General features: G+C 35.3%; 23 protein-coding genes, 1 pseudogene and 1 riboswitch. Of the genes and pseudogenes, 11 read left to right on the forward strand and 13 right to left on the reverse strand.

Going from position 1 to position 22,658, the window contains the following annotated elements:
* Nucleotides 1-83 precede the first annotated feature (83 nt).
* Nucleotides 84-689, forward strand: coding sequence for a YwbE family protein (locus AC0IXC_RS07900; RefSeq protein WP_471652798.1), 606 nt, complete (start codon nt 84-86; stop codon nt 687-689).
* Between the two features lie 41 nt (nt 690-730).
* Here the strand turns inward: AC0IXC_RS07900 and AC0IXC_RS07905 are convergent, their stop codons facing one another.
* The gene (locus AC0IXC_RS07905) at nt 731-1,984 is read right to left on the reverse strand and encodes a glycosyltransferase family 39 protein (protein ID WP_471652799.1); all 1,254 of its coding nucleotides are present in this window, start codon (nt 1,982-1,984) and stop codon (nt 731-733) included.
* A gap of 291 nt (nt 1,985-2,275) precedes the next feature.
* Here AC0IXC_RS07905 and AC0IXC_RS07910 point away from each other — a divergent pair, with 291 nt between their 5' ends.
* Nucleotides 2,276-4,342 (forward strand): LTA synthase family protein, encoded by a 2,067-nt coding sequence (locus AC0IXC_RS07910; protein WP_471652800.1) that lies wholly within the window; start codon nt 2,276-2,278, stop codon nt 4,340-4,342.
* A gap of 148 nt (nt 4,343-4,490) precedes the next feature.
* Nucleotides 4,491-4,778 (forward strand): ABC transporter permease subunit, encoded by a 288-nt coding sequence (locus AC0IXC_RS07915; RefSeq protein WP_002190974.1) that lies wholly within the window; start codon nt 4,491-4,493, stop codon nt 4,776-4,778.
* Between the two features lie 49 nt (nt 4,779-4,827).
* Here AC0IXC_RS07915 and AC0IXC_RS07920 read toward each other — a convergent pair whose 3' ends face one another.
* Both AC0IXC_RS07920 and AC0IXC_RS07925 read right to left on the reverse strand, forming a co-directional pair.
* Nucleotides 4,828-5,637, reverse strand: coding sequence for an alpha/beta fold hydrolase (locus AC0IXC_RS07920; RefSeq protein WP_002129555.1), 810 nt, complete (start codon nt 5,635-5,637; stop codon nt 4,828-4,830).
* 21 nt (nt 5,638-5,658) lie between these two features.
* The gene (locus tag AC0IXC_RS07925; protein ID WP_471652801.1) at nt 5,659-7,686 is read right to left on the reverse strand and encodes a catalase; all 2,028 of its coding nucleotides are present in this window, start codon (nt 7,684-7,686) and stop codon (nt 5,659-5,661) included.
* Nucleotides 7,687-7,851: 165 nt separating this feature from the next.
* On the opposite strand from AC0IXC_RS07925, the gene AC0IXC_RS07930 reads away from it, so the two are divergent.
* The gene (locus tag AC0IXC_RS07930; RefSeq protein ID WP_471652802.1) at nt 7,852-9,081 is read left to right on the forward strand and encodes an ATP-binding protein; all 1,230 of its coding nucleotides are present in this window, start codon (nt 7,852-7,854) and stop codon (nt 9,079-9,081) included.
* Nucleotides 9,082-9,106: 25 nt separating this feature from the next.
* Nucleotides 9,107-10,324: an ATP-binding protein gene (locus AC0IXC_RS07935; protein WP_353825557.1), complete on the forward strand. Its 1,218-nt coding sequence runs from the start codon at nt 9,107-9,109 to the stop codon at nt 10,322-10,324.
* Between the two features lie 232 nt (nt 10,325-10,556).
* Here the strand turns inward: AC0IXC_RS07935 and AC0IXC_RS07940 are convergent, their stop codons facing one another.
* The 3 genes and pseudogenes from AC0IXC_RS07940 to AC0IXC_RS07950 all read right to left on the reverse strand — a co-directional run bounded on the left by AC0IXC_RS07940 (nt 10,557) and on the right by AC0IXC_RS07950 (nt 12,096).
* On the reverse strand, nt 10,557-11,519 hold the full coding sequence (locus AC0IXC_RS07940) for a collagen-like protein (RefSeq protein WP_471652803.1): 963 nt from the start codon (nt 11,517-11,519) through the stop codon (nt 10,557-10,559).
* Nucleotides 11,520-11,657: 138 nt separating this feature from the next.
* Nucleotides 11,658-11,851 (reverse strand): annotated as a pseudogene (locus tag AC0IXC_RS07945) (Nif3-like dinuclear metal center hexameric protein); the annotation flags it as partial.
* A 62-nt stretch (nt 11,852-11,913) separates the two neighbouring features.
* On the reverse strand, nt 11,914-12,096 hold the full coding sequence (locus AC0IXC_RS07950) for a hypothetical protein (RefSeq protein WP_002034443.1): 183 nt from the start codon (nt 12,094-12,096) through the stop codon (nt 11,914-11,916).
* A gap of 211 nt (nt 12,097-12,307) precedes the next feature.
* Here AC0IXC_RS07950 and AC0IXC_RS07955 point away from each other — a divergent pair, with 211 nt between their 5' ends.
* A complete protein-coding gene (locus AC0IXC_RS07955; protein WP_061674603.1) occupies nt 12,308-12,631 on the forward strand; it encodes an iron-sulfur cluster biosynthesis family protein in 324 nt (107 codons plus the stop codon).
* Between the two features lie 113 nt (nt 12,632-12,744).
* Nucleotides 12,745-13,650 carry a DMT family transporter gene (locus tag AC0IXC_RS07960; RefSeq protein WP_061688343.1) on the forward strand — a complete coding sequence of 302 codons (906 nt, stop codon included), beginning with the start codon at nt 12,745-12,747 and terminating at the stop codon, nt 13,648-13,650.
* Nucleotides 13,651-13,678: 28 nt separating this feature from the next.
* On the opposite strand, the gene AC0IXC_RS07965 is transcribed toward AC0IXC_RS07960, so the two are convergent.
* Nucleotides 13,679-13,900, reverse strand: a complete 222-nt coding sequence (locus AC0IXC_RS07965) for a hypothetical protein (RefSeq protein ID WP_002034446.1) — start codon at nt 13,898-13,900, stop codon at nt 13,679-13,681.
* A 289-nt stretch (nt 13,901-14,189) separates the two neighbouring features.
* Here AC0IXC_RS07965 and AC0IXC_RS07970 point away from each other — a divergent pair, with 289 nt between their 5' ends.
* Entirely contained in the window at nt 14,190-14,573 is a 384-nt protein-coding gene (locus tag AC0IXC_RS07970) for an ATP synthase subunit I (protein WP_002089121.1), read from the forward strand.
* A 455-nt stretch (nt 14,574-15,028) separates the two neighbouring features.
* Here the strand turns inward: AC0IXC_RS07970 and AC0IXC_RS07975 are convergent, their stop codons facing one another.
* Both AC0IXC_RS07975 and pckA read right to left on the reverse strand, forming a co-directional pair.
* Nucleotides 15,029-15,226 (reverse strand): hypothetical protein, encoded by a 198-nt coding sequence (locus tag AC0IXC_RS07975; RefSeq protein ID WP_471652804.1) that lies wholly within the window; start codon nt 15,224-15,226, stop codon nt 15,029-15,031.
* A 296-nt stretch (nt 15,227-15,522) separates the two neighbouring features.
* Nucleotides 15,523-17,109 carry a phosphoenolpyruvate carboxykinase (ATP) gene (gene pckA / locus AC0IXC_RS07980; protein ID WP_002034448.1) on the reverse strand — a complete coding sequence of 529 codons (1,587 nt, stop codon included), beginning with the start codon at nt 17,107-17,109 and terminating at the stop codon, nt 15,523-15,525.
* 228 nt (nt 17,110-17,337) lie between these two features.
* Nucleotides 17,338-17,459, forward strand: a riboswitch (SAM riboswitch).
* A 169-nt stretch (nt 17,460-17,628) separates the two neighbouring features.
* Between pckA and metK the strand changes: the two genes are divergently transcribed.
* On the forward strand, nt 17,629-18,828 hold the full coding sequence (metK, locus tag AC0IXC_RS07985; RefSeq protein WP_002015707.1) for a methionine adenosyltransferase: 1,200 nt from the start codon (nt 17,629-17,631) through the stop codon (nt 18,826-18,828).
* 115 nt (nt 18,829-18,943) lie between these two features.
* Here the strand turns inward: metK and AC0IXC_RS07990 are convergent, their stop codons facing one another.
* Entirely contained in the window at nt 18,944-19,126 is a 183-nt protein-coding gene (locus AC0IXC_RS07990; RefSeq protein ID WP_002067721.1) for a hypothetical protein, read from the reverse strand.
* Between the two features lie 6 nt (nt 19,127-19,132).
* Nucleotides 19,133-19,312, reverse strand: coding sequence for a hypothetical protein (locus AC0IXC_RS07995; RefSeq protein ID WP_002067722.1), 180 nt, complete (start codon nt 19,310-19,312; stop codon nt 19,133-19,135).
* A 238-nt stretch (nt 19,313-19,550) separates the two neighbouring features.
* On the opposite strand from AC0IXC_RS07995, the gene AC0IXC_RS08000 reads away from it, so the two are divergent.
* Nucleotides 19,551-20,060, forward strand: a complete 510-nt coding sequence (locus AC0IXC_RS08000) for a MogA/MoaB family molybdenum cofactor biosynthesis protein (protein ID WP_002034407.1) — start codon at nt 19,551-19,553, stop codon at nt 20,058-20,060.
* Nucleotides 20,057-20,656 (forward strand): molybdenum cofactor guanylyltransferase, encoded by a 600-nt coding sequence (locus AC0IXC_RS08005; RefSeq protein WP_471652805.1) that lies wholly within the window; start codon nt 20,057-20,059, stop codon nt 20,654-20,656. Before AC0IXC_RS08000 ends, AC0IXC_RS08005 begins: the two co-directional genes overlap by 4 nt.
* A gap of 282 nt (nt 20,657-20,938) precedes the next feature.
* Here the strand turns inward: AC0IXC_RS08005 and AC0IXC_RS08010 are convergent, their stop codons facing one another.
* Both AC0IXC_RS08010 and AC0IXC_RS08015 read right to left on the reverse strand, forming a co-directional pair.
* Nucleotides 20,939-22,081 carry a glycosyltransferase family 4 protein gene (locus AC0IXC_RS08010; protein WP_471652806.1) on the reverse strand — a complete coding sequence of 381 codons (1,143 nt, stop codon included), beginning with the start codon at nt 22,079-22,081 and terminating at the stop codon, nt 20,939-20,941.
* A 12-nt stretch (nt 22,082-22,093) separates the two neighbouring features.
* Nucleotides 22,094-22,624 carry a phosphatase PAP2 family protein gene (locus tag AC0IXC_RS08015; RefSeq protein WP_002167520.1) on the reverse strand — a complete coding sequence of 177 codons (531 nt, stop codon included), beginning with the start codon at nt 22,622-22,624 and terminating at the stop codon, nt 22,094-22,096.
* Nucleotides 22,625-22,658: the final 34 nt, after the last annotated feature.

Here is a 22,658-nt window from a genome sequence, read left to right on the forward strand (position 1 = left end):
CAAATTACGACAAAGGGATTCATACATATTTGTTATTCTATTAAAGGTCATTATTTGTAATATATATATAGGAGGATTTTTTAATGTTAAAAAAATTATTATTATTTTTACTTACGGGCTTATGTGTAGTTGTTTTAACAGCTTGTAAAGATGAAGAGGAAAAGCTGAAGGTAGCGGAAGAACAGAAAATAGATGAGAAGAAAGTTGAAGAAGATAAGAAGGTAGAAGAGCAGCAAAAAGTAGAGGAAGAAAAACGTAAGCAAGAAGAGCAGCAAAGGGTAGAGGAAGAAAAACGTAAGCAAGAAGAGCAGCAAAGAGTAGAAGAAGAAAAACGTAAGCAAGAAGAGCAGCAAAGAGTAGAAGAAGAAAAACGTAAGCAAGAAGAGCAACAAAGAAGAGTAGAGGAAGAGAAACGTAAGCAAGAAGAGCAACAGAAGATTCAGCAACAGCAGTCGGCGCAACAAGAGAGAACACAGAAACAAGAAAAAACAACAGAAGCAACAGGTGGGAAACCGACAAGATCACAAATTTCGGTTGGTTCACATGTAGTTATTCAATTGGATAAAGATTATAGTAAAACAGTGAGTGGTGTTGTGAAAGATGTTTTAACAAATACAGAAACACATACGTACGGAATTAAAGTTCGATTACAAGATGGACAAATTGGCCGTGTTCAAAGTGTTGGATAAATAAAAAGGAGGTCGTCCATCTTTGGACGACCTCTTTTTTATTATGCTTGGTTAGTGCGGAAAAATGGAAGCTTCTGCACAGCGTAAACTAACCCATATGCAAGAATTAAGCACATAAGAGGGTTAATGAAAAATCCGTAGCGATTAATCGCTAAGAATAAGTTTGAGAAGATGATGTAAATAACAGAACTTGCTACTAGCATCATAACGCGCTTATGCTTAAATGAATTTAGCATGCAGAAGAAACTGCTCAAGAATGTGCCTATGATGAAGACTTTATGACACATTTGCATAAATTTATGAATATGGTATTGGTCTACAGCAGGAGCTGTTTTGAATAATTCAATTGTTTTACCAACAGTGAACCACGAGAACCAATATGTGAAGTCCGTTTTAAATCCATTTTTGATTAAATCTTTTGCGTATGCATTTTTATCTTCTAAACCCTGGGCCTTCATTTGGTTAACTACATTTTCATAGCCGATTTTGTTAAATGGATCCGCACCGGCAATTAATGGGTCCGCACCTTGGGTTGAGAATAAGATAAATTGATTGAACGCTAAATAGTTACGAACAACCCAGGCACCGATAATAAAGAACGGGCCAATGAGCCATAATAATCCAATTCGAATTGAGTCTTTAAATCCATATGTGAACAAGACGACAAGAACAGGAATGAGCATCATTGGAGCTGGATTTGGACGGAACATAAGTAAAATGGAAACGACAATTCCGAACCATATATGGAATTTCACTTTATTATATTTCCATGCGAGAACAAATACATATACACTTAACGTTAATAAGAATATTGAAGGAACTTCGGTTAATAACGTACGGAAGTATGTATAGTTACTTGGATAAATAGCATATAAAATACTTGCGACAATTCCATAAATATTCTTTTCAAATAACTCTTTTCCTATTAAGAATACTAATAACACTGTGCCGAGGTTCAGTATCATATTAATGACGGTTGCCACGTAATAGTAAGGAAGTGATGTAACATCAGAAATAATCATAGCGCCAGCTAATAATAGTGGCTGACCTGGTGTGATGTATGCATTTTTTCCAGGAACTTCACTAGGCTCCAAATAAACATATCCGAAGACACCGTGTTTTAATAGCTGTTCAGCTGTTAACGAATAGTTGAACGCATCATATGCACCATATGTTACTTTGACTACTTCTCCATTTAATCCTGGCTGTTTTACTAGACAAAAAACATGCAACAGGAAAGAAAGCGCCAAAATTACATATACCGCTTTAGGCAAATTTTTAAACTTATTTAACAAAAATGAGCAGCTCCTTTTTTATTAATTCTTTCTTATTTTTATGATAAAACCCTAATAGTATTAAGGTTTTCCAAAACATAGTTATTATATCATAAAGTGGAATGAAGGAATTTAGTTTTTTAAGAATGAATAGTTGGTATTCCAAAAATTAACTGTTGATTAAGGGAGAATTAAGAAACTACAGTTATAGTAGAATCCAGTGTGAAGACGAAATGCATGAAGTATGTTATCTTAATAGAAACTGTTTTTACGGTGCGGGGTGAAATTAATAAACAGAAAAGAGGGAATGAATTGAGGGGTAATTTTTCATTTCATCAGCCAAGAAGAAGTATATTAATTTCAGCAATGTTAAGTGGCCTAGTAACCCTATATGTAATACCAACACTTTTCTTGATTTTAAAATATTTTAGTTTAGATGCGATGAAAGATATGTTAAATCAAAAAAAATTTTTAAGTATAATGACAATTTTGATGTGGGTTGTACTACTATATGTTGCGTATTTAAATAAAGGTATAGTTAATAAATTTAAACCGATTATTCGGATTTATATTAGACTGTTTTTAGTAGCGCATGTGGTTACTTTGCTTTTTATTTTCACGCAAAATAATATGAATCTCGTAAATACACTGAATTGGGTTTACAATTATAACGCACAGTTTATATTTAGTTTAATTGTAATTTATGCGATATATGTTTTGGTGTATAACGTGCTTGGGAAAGTTTTTTTGAGTACTATTTTGACAAGCATTTTGCTAATCATTTTGGCTATTGTAAATCACTTCAAAATTGTTTTTAGGGGAGACCCACTATATCCTTCTGATTTTACACAGATTGGACATATGCAATCTGTTATACCAATGGTGATGGATTATTTTAGTTGGGGTTATATCCTTCTCGTTATTGTAAGTGTTGTTGTCTGTATTTTGGCGGGTATGTATGTGAGGAAGTATATTCAAAATGTAAAAGTTCATGCAGGCGTACGAGTTCTATTTATAATAGGATCCGTTTTTATTTTATATGTGTATGGTAATTTTACGAATACGTTTATGAATAAATGGTTTCAAAAGTCAGGTATAGAGTTCGTTTTGTGGAATCAAAATGAAAATTATGCTTCAAATGGTTTTGTGCTAGGATTTATAAGTAATTTAGATATGACAGTCATTGAAAAGCCGAAAGGTTATTCAAAAGAAAATATGCTTCAAATAGCAAACGATATAAAGAAACAATATAGTAGCAATATAGGGGCGCAGAAGCAAAAAGAGAAACCGAATATTATTTTTGTAATGAGTGAATCGTTTTGGGATCCAACGAAGTTAACGAACCTGTCCTTTAGTGAAGATCCTTTACCTAATTTGCATCATTATATAGAAAGTTTTCCTGGTGGACAAACTATTTCTCCTGCATTTGGAGGAAATACTGCAAACGTTGAATTTGAGGCATTAACGAGTTATTCAATGAGTTTGTTAAAACCAGGCTCTATACCATATCAGCAAGTTGTTACAAATAAGAAAGAAATCCCATCAATTCCTCGAGCTTTGAAAAAAGAAGGGTATTATACAAGTGCAATTCATTCGTTCGGTCGCTCATTCTTTAAACGGGATGATGTATATAAAGTGTTAGGGTTTGATAAGTTTAATGCACAAGATACGATGGAAAATGTAGAAGTTGATGGAGATTATATTAGCGATTTATCTATGAGTAAAGAGATAATAGCTGAATTAGAGAAGCAAAAGAAACCTACGTTTGTTCATGCAGTTACGATGCAAAATCATTTTCCATTTACAGAAGGAAGATTTGGTGAAAATCAAATAGAGATTAGTGGATTAGAAAATGAAGAGTCGAAGGCTGAATTAGAGACTTATACAGAAGGGTTAAGACGTTCAGATGAAGCTCTTCAATATTTAATAGAGGAGCTAGATAATTTAGATAGACCTACATTATTAGTATTCTTTGGGGACCATCTCCCATCACTAGGAACAAATAAATCTCTTTATAAAGAGACTGGTTATATAACAAATGAAAAAACGCCAAGTGAACGATTAGCGATGGCGCAAACGCCGTTATTAATGTATGCAAATTTTGATATGCCAAATGACAATTTAGGTTTAGTAAGTCCAATCTATTTTTCAAATCTTGTCTTTGATTATGCTGGATTAAATAAGGTACCGTTCTATCAATTTTTATCGAAGTTATATGGAGAAATTCCCGTACTTCGTGATGAATTGAAGATAGGAAAAGACGGAGAAGCAATAAAAAGTTTAACAGAAAAACAAAAAGAAATGTTAAAGCAATATGAGTTTATTCAATATGACTTACTCATCGGAAAGCAATATAGTAAGGATATATTATTTAAATAGGCGACAAAAAAGAACTTGTATACGATACAAGTTCTTTTTTCATAGTATTTAACGGGATAACCAGACAAGCTAGGTTTAGGGAGTATTACTTGTACATTTAGTATAAATTAAAATAGAGCCGTTTTAATAATTGATTTGTGAGAAGTGTGTGAATTTTCATCTAGTATATAATTGGACAATTTGTTTAATTTTAATAGAATCAGTTCCAGATTTATTATTAATTTTTAGTTTACAATTATTTGTTGTGTGGATTTATAAACAAACAGGATTTCGAGTTGTTAGTATTTATGCGTTTAACGATGAGCGTGTTTATTTTTTACCTATTCTTTGTATGACTATTGTTCCAACTTTTCATTTTTTCCGCATTATCGTTTTATTTTTAATGGAGGAGAAGAATAAGCCATATGTGGAATTTGCTCGTGCAAAAGGTAGTTAAGAAAAAAGAATTTGCCGTAAGGGCAAATTCTTTTTTTACTGTAAAGGAACTATGAATTTAAAAATTTTATCAGTTCCTTATTTAATTCATCCGCTTGATCGATTGGAGAGCCGTGGCCACTATTTGTAAGAGGATATAGTTCAGAGTTTTTAATTCGCTCTTTTGTTAGCTCAGCACTTTTATAAGGGATGAGTTGGTCGTGAACACCGTGGAATATTTTTGTTGGGACGTTAATTTTACTTAAGTCCTTCGTTACGTCTTCGTTTGCAGCGGCTTGCAAAATTTTGATGAGAGCATAAGAAGCGGACTGCATACCGAGATAAGAAAACCATTCTAACGTGGCAGCTCCTAAGTTTCTATTAAAAAATGATAAAGATACATCACTTAGAAACTTAGGTAAATTTACATACATTTGAGCAATCAGAGCATCTGCTTGTTCTTTCGGTACGCCGTAAGGGGATTCTTGGTTTTTCACGAAAGAAGGAGAGACAGCATCCACTAATGCAAGTTTGGAAATACGACGCCCATTATATCGTGACATATACCGAATAGAGAGAGCACCACCGACTGAGAAGCCGACTAACGTAGCATTTTCTATTTGAAGTGCATCTAATACAATTGCGATATCATCAGCTAAACGATCATAAGTGTAACCAGTCCATGGTTTATCAGACTGTCCGTTTCCTCGTATATCCATGGCGATGCAGCGGAAACCATGTTGTGGTAAGATATTAAATTGATATTGGTACATTTGATGATTTAAAGGCCAGCCATGAACGAAGAAGACAGGTTTACTTCCAGGGCCTGGGTTAATATCCTCAACAAAAATGTGTACATCTTTTTCCACTGTAACGAACATGATGTATCCTCCTCATGCATTTTAGTAGGCTCTCTTCCAAAATCGCTGTTTTGTCATTGCCTGAATAAATTCATTCGCAAGTAAGGTAGGATTTTGTTCTGTTATAACGCCAGGTTTTCCTTCGATGTTTAAAGATTGAACAATAGTAGTTCCATTTTGGAAAGCGCCAATTGGCTTAAAGTGATTATACGATTCTACGACGAATGAACTTGCCTTGTTAAGAAAATGATCATTAATATTTCCACCAATAAGAAGTAGCCCATCATAAAGAAGTGGTGATCCTGTTAAGAAAGTATCATTCACTTCCCACTGTCCATTTTGAGAGCCTTGCACAAAACCTAATCGTTCGGAAATAATAACGGGCTGAAGACCGGCTTGTTTGAATTGATTTATAATATATTGTGCGTTTTGACCGTCATATCCGTTTGCGACAATGACGCCTACTCGTAATGTATTTGGGCTGAATGTTGTATGTTCCATACTTAGTGCTGGTGAGGATTTTGTAACATTTGATTCTTGAACATTTGGTACTGTTGCCCCGACTGCTTCAGCTACTAAAGTAGCTAATTCCGTACTTATATGACCAATCATACCTACGACTTGTTGGCGAACTGATTTACTTTTTACTTTTTCTAATTCAAAGGAAAAGGCCTGCATAATATGGATTTTTTCGACGTGGCTCATACTATTCCAAAATAAACGGGCTTGTGAGAAATGGTCTTTAAAACTTGCGGCTGTCTCTCTTGTTTTATGTCCAGAAACAGTAGAAGGATATGTAACGAAACCGCCTTTCGTACCAGGTACAGTAAAGGGAGAGTTATTAGCTAAAGAGTTATTATGGTAAGCGACTTTTCCTTTATCAATTATATATTTAGACGCACCATCTCTTTGATTGTTATGAAAAGGACATACCGGACGATTAATCGGTAACTCTTGATAGTTTGTACCGACGCGTGCTAATTGTGTATCTGTATAAGAAAATAGTCTACCTTGTAAGAGAGGATCATTTGTAAAATCGATACCGCGGACGATGCTTCCAGGGTGCAGTGCGACTTGTTCTGTTTCCGCAAATACGTTATCAACGTTTCGGTTTAACGTCATTTTTCCGATGATCTTAACAGGGAAGTCTTCTTCCGGCCAAATTTTTGTTGCATCTAATATATCGAAATCGTATTTAAATTCATCCTCTTCTTCTAAAATTTGAACGCCAAGTTCGTACTCAGGGTAGTTTCCGGCATTAATATTTTCCCATAAATCACGGCGATGATAATCTGGATCAGCGCCGCCTAGTTTTTGAGCTTCATCCCAAATTAACGAGTGAACGCCAAGCTTTGGCTTCCAGTGGAATTTTACGAATCGTGACTTCCCATGTTTATTAACTAAACGAAATGTATGAACGCCGAACCCTTGCATCATTCGAAAACTTCTCGGAATTGCGCGATCCGACATAATCCACATCATCATCGCAGCTGATTCTTGATTATTGGCGATAAAGTCCCAAAAAGTATCGTGTGCTGTTTGTCCTTGGGGAATCTCATTATGTGGCTCTGGTTTAAGAGCATGAATAAGATCCGGAAATTTAATACCATCTTGAATGAAGAAAATCGGAATGTTATTACCCACTAAATCGAAATTTCCTTCCTCTGTATAAAACTTAACAGCGAATCCTCGTACATCTCGGTTCGTTTCATTTGCACCTTTTGATCCAGCAACTTCAGAAAAACGAATAAAAATAGGTGTCTTTTTAGATGGGTCTTGTAAAAAATGAGCCATTGTTAAGTCTTCTAAAGAATCATATAGCTCAAAAACACCATGTGCTCCGTAACCGCGGGCATGAACGACTCTTTCAGGAATTCGTTCACGGTCAAAATGAGCGAGTTTTTCTCGCATCAGGAAATCTTCTAAAAGTGTAGGACCACGATCGCCGGCGGTTAAAGAGTTTTCATCATTTGAAATTTTGACACCCGTATTCGTTGTCATCTCTTTTCCTTCATTGTTTTTCGTAAAGGATTGTAACTGTTCTATTTTTTTATTTTCACGACCGTCCATATAAAGCACCTCCCATATTATACGTATTATTTTTCGTTAGTTTTATGCTTATATAACTATGGGTATATATTACTTATTTGGTTTATTTTATCTTTGTTTACCTATTAAAATCGTTTATTATAATAAATGGTATTCTTTGAAATATCATTTTGAAGGGGTGTTGAAGTGAGAGGAAGTTTTCTATCGGCTAAAGAAGAAAAGAAAAACGCTAAGATTTTCTTATGGATATTACATGTTATTTTAATAGGATACGAGGTTGCATATGCCATTATATTAGAAGATAAAATGCCTTTAGAAAATTGGTATAAAGTAATATGGAAGATTACATATATTATGACTATATTAGGTATTAGTGTTTATTTATTTGAGAGGGGCAAAGCACATTTAGTTAAATATACATACTTATTTGCATACATGATTGCGGAGATTTTTAATATTGGATGGTATGCCTTTCATAATAAAATAGCATTTGATGAAGGGAATATCATCGAATTTATTTTCATTTTTTTCGTGCCAATATTTTTAAGTAAACGATATTTATTTATGTTAACGCCATTTCTTATAGGGAAATATATGATATACCTATTTGTATTTGGAGAACTTAATTTATTTACACCTCTTGTTATGAATATGTTATTGCTTTTCGTGTCGTATATTATTTTAAATCGGTTTTTACAATATCTTTCAGCAGTAAAGAAAAGTATTACAGAGGCTAGTCAGTCACAAAAATTGGCGGTTATCGGAAAAATGGCAGCGACAGTCGGGCATGAAATAAAAAATCCACTCGCGTCATTAAAAGGGTTTACGCAATTACAAAAAGAAAAGCACAAAAAAGATGCGACATATGGACAAATGATTATTGAAATAGAAAATATAAATAACATGATTAGCGAATTGATGGAGGTTGCTACATGTAAACCTTCTGTTTATGAAAAACATATTGTAAGTGATGTTCTAATACAAGCAGTAGCAAATATGCGTGAAAAAATGGATGAGCTAAATATAAATTTCACCTTCAATGAAGAGTATAATAGAAGTGAAATTGAATGTGATAAACGTAAAGTAAAAGGGGTATTCTTGTATGTTATTAAAAATGCTTTAGAGGCAATGGAGCACGGTGGAACATTACAAATACAAGTTGAAGATAAAAAAAGAGATTATGTAATAGTAAGTATAGTAGATAATGGTTTCGGGATAAAAAAAGAGAATTTAGGAAGAGTTACAGAGGCTTTTTATACAACGAAGCAAGACAAAATCGGATTAGGCCTTACGGTAGCAGAGCGAATTATTAAAGAGCATCTTGGAGAATTACATATTTCTAGTGAAGTAAAGAAAGGAACGAGAGTAGAAATAGTACTTCTGAAAAAATTTGAGCGTAATGTGGCACAAGATTAAGAGGTGTTGTTAAAGGAGCTACTATATGGACAAAGACTATATATTTGAAAAGGAAGAAATAAAGGCGTTGAAAATATTTTTAAGTTTATTCTTTGTTATATTTTTTGTGTATGATTTTGCTGAAAAGGCTACTGTCTTTTTCTCGGAGGGAGATCTAAAGCCAGCAGATGTTTTTGGAGAAGGATTAGGTTTATGGTTATATATTTTGATGGTCTTATTATTCTTTACTGGAATTTATTTTATGAAACAGAAAAAGCCATATATTGTGAAGTACATTATTTTAATTGGCTATAATATATTGGATTTTATTCATAACTTCATTATTTATTACGGAAGTGATGCTGAATTTGATGGCGGTAATATAGTAGAAGGATTTTTTATTTTATTTGCACCAATCTTTGTGAATAAAAGATATTTTTTGTTAGTGGCAGGGATACTTGTTGGAAAGTACGCTCTTATGGGAATCGTTATTCAATCCGCTATCGTTCTAATTCCAATGGCATTATGCAGCGTATTTGCTATTATATGTTGGATTATACTTTTAAGATTTCAGTCTTACGTTCGCAAACTTGAAATGATGGATAAAGAAATACAAAAGGTAGAAAAATTAGCGATGGTTGGAAAAATGGCAACAGTAATTGGCGATAAGATTAGAAGGCCGTTAGTGAAATTGAAAAAACTTGTGAATAAGCAAGCGAAAAAACATCCAGAAGATAAGGTTTATAGCGACATTATGAAACAGGAAGTAGATCGTATTAATATAATTGCTAACGAACTAAGTGGATTTGAGAACTCTAAATCGATAGAATCAGAAACTCATAACATAAAAGAAATCATCTCTTATGTTATCCGAGTTATGGAAAAGCCAGCATTAGAACAAGGGGTGAAAATACATGCTATTTATAGTAAAGATATACCTCCAATTACATGCGATGAAAAACGATTGAAACAAGTATTTTTTAATTTAATAAAAAATGCGATTGAAGCAATGTCAGTTGGCGGAACTATTACTGTGAAAGTTATTGTGGAAGATGTAATCATTGTTCAAGTTATAGATGAGGGATGCGGCATTCCAAAAGATAAAATTCCGAAGCTAAATGAAGCTTTTTACACAACGAAAGAAACTGGAACAGGCTTAGGATTAGTAGTTACGGAAAAAATTATTAAAGATCACCACGGTAAATTGAACTTTGAAAGTGAAGTTGGAGTTGGAACGACTGTTGAGATTATGTTACCGATTTAATTATAGTGGGAAATTTTAAAAAGGGGAAATCACTTTCTTGAGAGTGATTCCCCTTTTCATTGTAGAGGGGATGTTTACAACATTGACAAACTGTACAAATTCACAATCCAAAATAGGGGTGTTTTAAAGCGAGAGTATATAATGAATTTGTCTGTTATTTGTTTTCATTTATTTGTAATTTTTTTGCCTCGGTAGCGAGGTTTTTGTGAAATCAACGATTTGTAAGTGTGGGCTATATATCAGTGATTAGAAAAATAGAATATACAGCACTTGCCGTAATCCCGGGGGTAATATAAAGAGATATCGCATCCCCCCTCGAAAACAGGTTTCCGGTTGTGATACTAGTCCAAGTTACAGTGGCAGGTCCAGGTGCTGGAGTAGGGTTATACACTTGAGGTTGTCTAGAGCCAATATCCGTAGGTTTAATTGAAAATGTCATAGTTCCCGTAATTTTATCTGTAGTAGTTAAAGTAATAGTAGATAGGATGTAACTAGAGGTAGGGGCAGAGAGGTTTGTTGGGACATTCCTGCAAATATCAATCGTATAAACAGCAGCGGGTAAGTTATTAATATTTATAGATGTAGCAAAACCAACTATATTTCCAGCTCCAGCAGTTACATACGGAATAACGTTAGAATCAATTCCTGGAGAACCTGCTATACGTTGAAACCCAGCATTCGTCCCTTGAAAAACAATACTTTTCGCTGTTGAACTACCAGCAGGTCCAGTAGTTCCAGTAGAACCAGTGACTCCAGTAGCTCCGGTAGAACCAGTGACTCCAGTAGTTCCGGTAGCTCCGGTAGAACCAGTGACTCCAGTAGTTCCGGTAGAACCAGTAGAACCAGTAGAACCAGTAGAACCAGTAGAACCAGTAGAACCAGTAGAACCAGTAGAACCAGAAGTTCCGGTAGCTCCGGTAGAACCAGTAGATCCAGTAGGACCACCTTCTACCAATACGATATAATCTTGAGACACATTCGGAAATCCTTGAGGTGCATCTTTTTTTACAACATAGCCGCTACTCGTGTAAGTGACAACTTGTCCCTTTTTATAGTTAGGAGCGGCTGCTAGACTAAAAGCGGTAGTACTTTGCAAACCGGCCCCGGCATTGCCAGTAGGTCCAGTAGCACCAGTACTGCCGATAGAACCGCTGTTGCGTCTACCATCACAACTAAAGCAATTGCGTTGGTACATATATTATCTCCTTTCTATATTTTTGAAAATCTAGTTTTAAAAGTAGAACTACTTTATATATATTGTAGATTCTATATTTTTGTGTGGTCGATCGTATTGTGTATATAGATTTTAAAAATAGGGGAGGTGTTATTAGTTTTATAACCACCGGGTCTCCTGCGGAATCAAAGTAACATTTACATCAATGTCTCTTTCATTAAATATTCAGAGGCAGAGTGTGACACACCGATGAGTGACATATTTGTTTCTTTCGCATAATCCATAATGAGTGAGTATTTATGCCTACCATAATCATTGTCGATATGGCAATGGATTTCTCCTGTAATAAATGATTAAGTTATTGTTCTATTTCTTTTAAGGCTGGCATGTTTGGTAATCCTCCTTAAGATAGTTCTTACTTTGTTAGTTGTTTTTGTTTTTTTATGGAAAAATAAGAAGCGGATAGGAAACAAATAAAACCTAGAATCCAGCCAATAGAAGGAGAATAGGGAAGTATATGTTGTAATACCATTCCGCTAGAAATAAAAAAGCTACCTAATAGACCTAAGAAAATGAGATATCGCTGTAGTTTGAACATCAGTGATACAACCTCCTTTATCTCGCATTAACTGCTCGTAAAAGCCTGATTGGCGAGGGCTAATAATCAGAGGGGGATGGATACCTCCCTGATTAAAGTTTCACTTTATCACATATATTTTATAGTAGTCTTAATTTTCTGTATATAAGATTCAAGAAAAATGGTGGTACAATATATAAATGATACGAGAAGAGAGGATGTAGGTTAACACATGTACGTTACTGTAACAGAGGCAGCATATAAAAAGATTATGAATACGATTCCAAGTGAAACGAAATATATAAAGTTATTTTATGATAATGAAGGTTGCGGTTGTGTTATGAGCGGGATTATTGATTTAGTAGCCGTTTCAGAGAAAGATGAGCGCGATGTAGATATCGAATCAAGCGTACTAAACTTTATTGCAGATCGCACAAAGCTTGTATTTATGGATGATAAATTAACAGTTGATTGGCATGAAGTTGGAGGGACTTTCCAGTTGAAGAGCCCAAGCCAGTTTTATAATCCGAATATGAAGTTACATGTTCGATTATAATGAAGAGAGAAGGAGTATATAATATGCTCCTTTTTCTTATGGATTTTTTCACATAATGAAATGTACATATAGTTGAATTTTCTGTATAATTCTCTTTGCGGAGGGGGTTGCGCATGAAAAGATGGGGAATTGAGTTATTAATTTTAAGTGTCGTTATTATTTGGGGGATTAACTATACGATTGCGAAATATGGACTTTTAGAATTTACAGCAATAGAGTTTACTGCAGTTCGAATGATGACAGCAGCACCACTACTGTTATTACTTACGTTCTTTATCGAAAAGTCACTTTATATGGAGCGAAAAGATATACCAAGATTAATCATCGTTAGCGTTGTAGGTATTGTACTGTATCAAACGTTATTTATGGAAACTGTAAAATACACATCCGCTACAAATGCTTCTTTACTCATATCTATTTCACCTATTTTTACAACTGTATTTGCGATTTTCTTGAAACAAGAAAAATTTTCTTCTCGAAAGTTAGTTGGTTCCATGATTGCCTTTATTGGTGCTACATTAGTTTTAGTAGCGGGGCATTCACTCGCTAGTTCTTTCTACGGAAATGGGATTGGACTTATTACATCAATATGTTGGGGACTTTATCCCGTTTTAGCAGGGCCGCTTATTAAAAAATACTCAGCATTACGTGTTACTGCATGGTCGACATTAGTTGGAGCGATTCCGCTCTTATTGTTAAGTGGTCCACATGTATTTGTCATGCCATTTCACATTACACACGGCATGACATTGTTTGCTTTACTATATTCTATTTTCTTTGTAACAGTATTCGGTTTAGTCATGTGGTATGTTGGTGTTCAAAAAATTGGTGCGTCACATACGATGGTATATATGTATATTACGCCGCTTGTAGCTGTTTTATTTGCAGCTGTATGGGCAAATGAATATGTATCGTTTCAACAAATAATCGGTGGAATCATCATTTTCTTCGGTCTATGGTTTGTGAAATCAGAGAAAGTAGAAGCTAATTCTATCGTGCAAGAACCTATATCAAAATAGGAAAACAGATCACCTATGATCTGCTTTCCTATTTTTTTATTTTTGGTAAAAATACGAGGAATAAAATGGCAGTAATAAGTGGGATTAAATTAAGAAAAGGAATGCGGAAGAGTGTAATAAGAATAATACCTGGAAGAAGAACACCGAGGACAGCATAGAAAATACTATGTTTTTTCGTGTACCAATACAAGGAAAGTCCAATAAGTGCAGGAACAATGAGATGAATGAGAGCCATTAAAAAATAAATCATTAGACGCCCCCTTTATTTATGTGCTTATTACATCATATCCGTATGTTCATAGATTGATATCAATTTTTTCATAATTGGACGAAAATGTTTTGAAAAACGTCACATTTATGAGGGATTCTATATTAGAAATCTTGTATAATATTATTTCCTAAAAGCATTTAAAAAACATAAACATACTGTTTATGTTTTTTAAATTTGAGTGAAATGAATTTTAAGTACCATAGACTCGAAAGAAATGAGTTATATAGCTTTGGTTGGATAGATAAAAACTATTGAAGGGGAGTACAATATGATTAGTATGTCATTAAGGTCGTTTAAAATTCAATCGTATTATCTACTAGGTATTCTGTTATTAGGCTGGATGTTAACACCGTTTTCAGCACATTTTCTAGGTGCAGGAATTGGACTTATTGTAAGCATGTATTGTGTTTGGATTTTAGGAAGGCGTATCGAAAAGCTTGGAGATAGTATAGTAAAGAAGACGAAAGCGCCGACGCTTGGTATGTTTAATCGCTTTGCAGCTGCAATTTTGGGTGCTATTATTATGTACGAAATTGAGCATCATATGGTAATGTGGGCATTTGCAGTAGGTATTCTGGGTGGTTATTTCTTAATCGTTATTAATTTAGGGTATTATAGTATGAAGGATGAGGAAGAATTAACGAAGGGCTGAAAAAGATGAAAAGCCTCTTTTTAGATGGAATAGAGAATCCAGCGGTGGATAGAAGCGGTTAGGGCCTTTTTTAGCCACATGCGGTGTGAAACCAGAAGGAGCAAGTGAGCGAGAGATCTCTTTATATTTTCAAAGCCTTGATTTGTATGTGTGAAAATCCGAGTATATCAATTGAAAATTAGGTTTGGAACTTTTTTAGATGGAATAGAGGATCCGGCGGGGGATAGAAGCGGTTCAGAGCCTTTTTTAGCCACATGCGGTGTGAAACTAGAGCGAGGTAGTGAGCAGGAATATAATTTATATGTTCGAAGCCGTAATTTGTATATATGAAAATCTGGTTATTTAAATTGAAAATTGGCTTACTCTGGAATAAGGGATCCGGCGATGGATAGTACAACAGGAAGCGTAACTTTGTATAAAATATAGGTTTCCGCTTCCAATAAGTTAATATGAAATCACTTAGTAGTATGACTCTTAGGTTCTTTAAAAAAGTTGGATACAATACAACAAACTATTCCGGTAATTAGAATAATGTATTTTATCGTTTCACTTGTATGCTCAAATAAATTAACGTTAAGCATTACAAGTCCCCAAAACATTTGAATCGCTCCATAACTGAATAAAATTTTTCCTGTATGAGAAAAATTTTTCATGGGCCTCACCATTTCCTTTATATGTAAATTATATCATAGGAAACTACAAACGAATGATTATAAAATGAATTTTCTGTAAATTTATAGGTATTGGTATGCAATAGATGAAGAGATTAAAGTTTCACTTTATATAAGATATAGAAAGAAGCTTACGTTTTTAACGTAAGCTTCTTTTTTATGTAAGTGTGTGTAACCGTTAAGCCGCATTGGGTTTTGTCGGTGAGTACGCGGAACTTTACGGTTATACGACACTTATTCATATGAGTAAAAGGGTTATTCCAACAGAAAATTTGTAATTAAGCGATTGGACCGCCTAAGTTAATAATAGCTTCAGAAACGCTATCGAATTTTTTGAAGTTTTCTTTAAATTCGTTTGCAAGCTCAATTGCTTTCACTTTGTAAGCATCTTTATCAGCCCAAGTTTGTTCAGGCATTAATACTTCATCAGGTACACCTGGAACATGACGAGGTACTTCAAGGCCAAAGATGTCGTGTTTTGCAGTTTCAGCTTTAGCAAGTTCACCGCTTAGTGCTGCTTGAATCATTGCACGAGTGTAACCTAAGTTCATACGTTTACCAACGCCGTATTCGCCACCAGTCCAGCCAGTGTTTACTAAGAATACTTTCGCATCATGTTTCTCGATTTTTTCACCAAGCATTTCAGCATAACGAGATGCATCAAGCGGTAAGAACGGTGAACCGAAGCAAGTAGAGAATGTAGCTTGTGGAGATGTAACACCGCGCTCTGTTCCTGCTAGCTTACTAGTGTAACCGCTTAAGAAATGGTACATAGCTTGTTCTTTTGATAACTTACTGATTGGAGGCAATACGCCAGATGCATCAGCAGTTAAGAAAATAATTGTATTTGGATGTCCTGCAACACTTGGCAGTACGATATTGTCAATCGCATGCATAGGGTATGCAGCACGTGTATTTTCTGTTAAAGTAGTATCGTTATAGTCAGCGATGCGTGTTTGACCATCAATGACAACGTTTTCTAAAACTGAACCAAATTTGATTGCATCGAAGATTTGTGGTTCTTTCTCATGAGAAAGGTTTACACATTTTGCATAGCAACCGCCTTCAATATTGAATACGCCGTTATCAGACCAACCGTGCTCATCGTCACCGATTAATTTACGGTTTGGATCAGCAGATAATGTTGTTTTGCCTGTTCCAGATAAACCGAAGAATAGTGCTACGTCGCCTTCTTCGCCTACGTTTGAAGAGCAGTGCATAGAAAGAATGTCTTGTTCAGGTAGTAAGAAGTTCATAATAGAGAAGATTGATTTTTTCATCTCTCCAGCGTATTCTGTACCACCGATTAGTACGATACGTTTTTCGAATGAAACCATAATGAATGCTTCAGAATTTGTACCGTCAATTGCTGGATCTGCTTTGAAGTTTGGTGCAGAAACAATTGTGAACTCTGATTCGTGAGTTGCTAATTCTTCTTCATTTGGACGAATAAATAATTGATGTACGAACAAATTATGCCATGCATATTCGTTAACAACTTGAATTGGTAGGCGATAGTTGCGATCAGCGCCAGCAAATCCTTTGAAGATGAATAACTCTTCTTTTTCTTTTAAGTATTCTAAAACTTTTATATATAATTTATTAAAATGTTCTTCAGAGATCGGTTGGTTCACGGCTCCCCAAGCAATTTTGTCAGCAACCGATGCTTCCTTCACAATAAATTTATCCTTAGGAGAACGTCCTGTGTATTTTCCTGTTGAAGCAGAAACGGCACCAGTAGAAGTTAATTTCCCTTCGTTTCGCATTAATACTTTTTCCACTAATTGCGGAACACTTAATTGAATCTGTGCATTGCTTCCGTTCAATAATTCATGTAAACCAATTTGGACATTCACAGTACTCATATTTATATACCATCCTTTTCATTTAATGAAATATTTCTCGTAATCCCCATCAATAGTATAACACAATTATATAAATAATGTATACTATTTATTTATTTTTGTTTGTGTGAATGTATCATTTCCCTATTAATATTTCATTCTATGGGTATTGAGAAAAACTTTCAGGAAAATGTGAATATTAATTGACAAATGAATATCATTTCTTTAGTATAGGTTGGGACGGATACTCTCTTATCCCGAGCTGGCGGAGGGACAGGCCCGATGAAGCCCAGCAACCTCATTTGTAGTGGTAAATACAGGTGAATAGGTGCTAAAACCTGTGCGAGGCTAACGGTCTCGAACGATAAGAGCAAAGGGCAAAAAGCAGTATGCAAGTAGCAAATTAAACCTTTCCTCTATGTTAAGTAGGAAAGGTTTTTCTGTATGCTTGTGTGGGAGAATAAATGTATGTCGCAGTTTGTGGCAAATTAAGGATGAGTTCCGTACAATATATACAATTACTGTAGGGAGGTTTACCACATGACAAAAAAACGTCATCTGTTCACATCTGAGTCTGTAACTGAAGGACATCCAGATAAAATTTGTGACCAAATTTCTGATTCAATTTTAGATGCGATCTTAGCAAAGGACGCAAATGCACGTGTAGCTTGTGAAACAACTGTAACAACTGGTTTAGTATTGGTAGCGGGGGAAATTACGACTTCTACTTACGTAGATATTCCAAAAATCGTTCGTGAAACAATTCAAGGCATTGGTTACACACGCGCAAAATACGGATTCGATGCAGAAACTTGTGCAGTTTTAACATCTATCGATGAGCAATCTGCTGACATCGCTATGGGTGTTGACCAAGCACTAGAAGCACGCGAAGGTCAAATGACTGACGCTGAGATTGAGGCAATTGGTGCGGGAGACCAAGGTTTAATGTTTGGCTTCGCATGTAATGAAACACAAGAATTAATGCCACTTCCAATCTCGCTTGCTCACAAATTAGCTCGTCGTTTAACTGAAGTACGTAAAGATGACACATTATCATACTTACGTCCGGATGGAAAAACGCAAGTTACAGTTGAGTATGATGAAAATGGTAAACCTGTACGTGTGGATACAATTGTAATTTCTACACAACATCATCCAGATGTTACGTGGGAAGAAATCGATCGCGATTTAAAAGAGCACGTAATTAAAGCTGTAGTTCCAGCAGAATTAATGGATGGAGAAACGAAATTCTTCATTAACCCAACTGGCCGCTTCGTAATTGGTGGACCACAAGGTGATGCTGGTTTAACAGGACGTAAAATCATCGTTGATACTTACGGTGGATACGCTCGCCATGGCGGTGGTGCATTCTCTGGTAAAGATGCAACGAAAGTTGACCGTTCTGCAGCATATGCAGCTCGTTATGTTGCGAAAAACATCGTAGCAGCTGGTCTTGCTGACAAAGCAGAAGTACAACTTGCATACGCAATTGGCGTAGCACAACCAGTATCAATTTCAGTTGATACATTAGGCACTGGTAAAGTATCTGAAGACGTATTAGTAGAACTAGTTCGTAACAACTTCGATCTTCGCCCAGCTGGTATTATTAAAATGCTAGACTTACGTCGCCCAATTTACAAACAAACAGCAGCTTACGGCCACTTCGGACGTACTGATGTAGATCTTACATGGGAACGTACAGACAAAGCAGCTACTTTAAAAGAGCAAGCTGGTCTATAATATATGAAAAAAAGCTTTGCGCTGTGTGCGCAAAGCTTTTTTTATTTGGTTTTATCCCGTAAAAGCCCGATTGGTTTAACTAATAATCAGTGGGGAAGAACAAAATCCCCACTGATTAAAGTTTCACTTTATTTACTACTTGAATGCAAGAACTACAATAAACTTCCCCGTCTAGCTCAATATACTTCTTCATATTTGTCATACCACTTGCCGGAAATGGCATATGAATCCAAGCTTTTTCATACGTTTGTATTTCCTTTTCACATGATTTACAAAGGATTGGTTTCTTACGGAACATAGACGGTCAGCCTTTCAGTTGACGCGCTTTTCCTGCGCAAAAAGCACTGCTCAGTAAAAATAGCGTTGCGAATATAATACTCACTAATGTAGCGTATGGAATCGCGCCTTTTAAGGAAAAGCCGACAGTGATGGAAGCAACAAATAAGAGGATGAATGTTGTTGTTAATTTTTTGTATAGTTCCATAGTGAGTGAACCTCCAAATTATTTTGTAATTTAAAATGAAATCTACTATGTAGAAAATATAAGGGGATTTAAAGAGTAGCTAATGGTGTGTAGTCCAGGCGTATAAGAAAATATATTTTCCTTTTTGTGGTCGTATATACTTATATTGTATCACGGTGCATCATTGGCTTCATACATAATTGTGTAAAGATATGTATGATAAAATGAAGAAAAGTCTTTAAGAAAGGAAAGATGAAAAATGAGTGTAACTGAACATAAAAAACAAGCTCCAAAAGAAGTGCGCTGCAAAATCGTGACGATTTCCGATACACGTACGGAAGAGACGGATAAGAGCGGACAACTATTACATGAATTATTAAAAGAAGCAGGACATAAAGTGACCTCTTATGAAATTGTGAAAGATGATAAAGAAAGTATCCAGCAAGCAGTGTTAGCAGGTTATCATAGGGAAGACGTTGATGTCGTGTTAACGAATGGCGGAACTGGTATTACGAAACGTGATGTAACGATTGAGGCAGTGTCAGTGTTATTAGATAAAGAAATTGTTGGATTTGGTGAGTTGTTCCGTATGATAAGTTACTTAGAAGATATCGGAAGTAGTGCGATGTTAAGTAGAGCAATCGGTGGTACAATCGGGCGTAAAGTTGTCTTTTCGATGCCAGGGTCTAGCGGAGCGGTTCGTCTTGCGATGAACAAGTTAATTTTACCGGAATTAGGTCATATTACATTTGAGTTGCATCGTCAATGAAAATTGCAGGAATTGTATTAGCTGGCGGACAGTCTAGTCGTTTCGGAGAACCGAAAGCATTGGTGATTTGGAAGGGAACTACTTTTGTTGAGCATATTGTGCAAGTAATGGAAAGTATTTTGCAAGATGTTGTTGTTATTAGTCATACTGATATAAAAGAGAGAGTAGAGCAATTAGTACAAGTTCCAGTTATAGAAGATATGTCGCACTATAAAGGAAATGGGCCACTTGCTGGAATAGTGTCAGGAATGGAATACATAGATTCAGATTGGTATATTATCATGCCTTGTGATGCACCGAACGTTTCAAATGAATGGATTACCATTTTATTAGAGCAAACGAGCGATGAATATGATGCTGTTGTCCCTATTATTAATGGAAGAAAACAACCGTTACTTGCAGCGTATAATAACCGCGTGAAAGAAAAGATTTATGCTTTGCTTCAAGAAGAAAAAAGAAGTATGGGCCAGCTTTTATCACAATGTAATGTGAAATATATTGCTGGTGAAGATGTACAAGCGAATGTAGATTGGTTTATAAATGTGAATACGAAAGAAGAATATGTGCAGGCTCAAAAAGACCTTTCAAATGAATGAAAGGTTTTTTGATATACAGAAATTGGGGAACAATTGCTGTATAAAGGTATGTGAGTAAGTTGATTTTAACGGGATTTTTTAAAATCACCATACAGTAAAAAATACTTTATAACCATATATTAATTTTTATGGGTTTTTATTACAAGTCTGTTTAGTTATGTATCTTTTTGTTATAATGAATATAGGAATAAAATGATATTTCACCTTATGTATCATTTATTAAACTAAAATTTATAACTGTGTAATAAACTCCCTTCGTTTTTTGGAAGGGAGTTTTTCTGTTTAAGCGAGTAATTCTGATGCAGTGTGCTGAAGGACTTCTGCATATTGGTCAAGTAAGCCACGAAGGATCTCATCCCAGCTTTTTGATTTAGCATAAGACGAAGCTGCTATGCCCATTTGCATAAGTTGATCTTCATTTTGCAATAAAGAATTGATGGAGGATAGAAAGGAATCTATATCTTTTGGTGGACAAAGAATTCCCGTTTTTCCATCTGTAATAATATTTTTAACCCCGCCACTATTCGCACCAATAACAGGTGTACCACATGCGAGTGACTCCAGCACGACGTTCCCAAATGTTTCAGTAGTAGATGGAAATACCATTAGATGGGAGGAAGCATAGACTTCAGCTAAATCTTTACCTTGTAAATATCCAGTAAAGGTTACATTTGTTTTTGGAACATTTTCATGCAGGCCCTTGGCAAGAGGTCCATCTCCAGCGATGAGCCAATGAATATCGTCACGTTCTTTGTTTGTCGTTTGAATAAGTGTTTGAAGAGTATCGATATCTTTTTCAGGAGCAAGGCGCCCGACGTAGGAAAGAATATATTTCACTGTAATATTATATTTTTTTCGGAATAGGTCTTTATTGTAAGTTGGATGAAAGAGAGTACAATCTACACCACGTCCCCAAATATAGAGCTGTTGAAATCCTTTTTTCTTTAATTGATGTAATGTTTCAGGAGAAGGAACAAAGTTTTTTTGCATATGACTATGAAACCACCTTAAATAGTTCCATAGCATATTGGAGAGAAATTCGATTTTGTAATAGCGTAAATAGGCGTCAAAATCAGTATGATAAGAACCGACAACTGGGATATTCAACTTTTTGGCATAATATAACCCACAAAGTCCCATATTGAAAGGCGTAGCGATGTGAATGATATCAGGTTTAAAGGCAAGAAGTTCCCGCTTAATGCGCGGAGTAGGAAAGGCAAAGCGACATTCTGGATATAATATTGTTAATGGGATACTTCTCATTTTGTTCACATTCGCTACGAAATTATCTTCCGCCGTATGCTGGGGGGCGAAAACAGAATAGGCGATATTTTCTTTTTGAAAATATTTAGTTAAACGTTCCAAAGTTTTCGCCACACCGTTGACTTGTGGTGTAAATGTATCGGTAAATATGGCGACTCTCATCATATCGCTCCTTTACATGAGTGGAATGAGTTGATAAAAAGAGATGATGCCAGAGCAAGTGCCAAGGCACATGCCTACAAATACATCTGACGGATAATGAAGCCCTAAATAAATACGGGAAATACCGACGCATAATGCTAACGGTAATAGAAAAGCAAGCAAGTTTGGATTATAGCAAATAAATGGAATGAGGACAGAGAAAACAGCCGTTGTATGTCCGGATGGAAAAGAATGATCTTTTAAAGGCTGTACTGGATATTTCGCATCTTGAATTGTTAAATAAGGACGTTTTCGTGGATACCATCTTTTTAATATTTGCACAGGAATATGGCTAATTGTTAAAGAAATAGCAGTTGCAATTGCGGCTTGATGCAAATTCCCTGTTGCGAAAATTAAAAAGAATAGGGTAAGTGCAATGGAAAAACTTGCACCACCGATATGGGTAATATTGCTGAAAAAGATGTTTAATGTTTTTTGATCAAAGTAGCGATTAATTCCTTTGAAGATGTAACATTCTATTTTATATAGTCCACTGACCTTCATGAGATTTTTCCTCCCTCATTTACATATATATGGA

Source organism: Bacillus sp. AC266, from assembly GCF_979253805.1.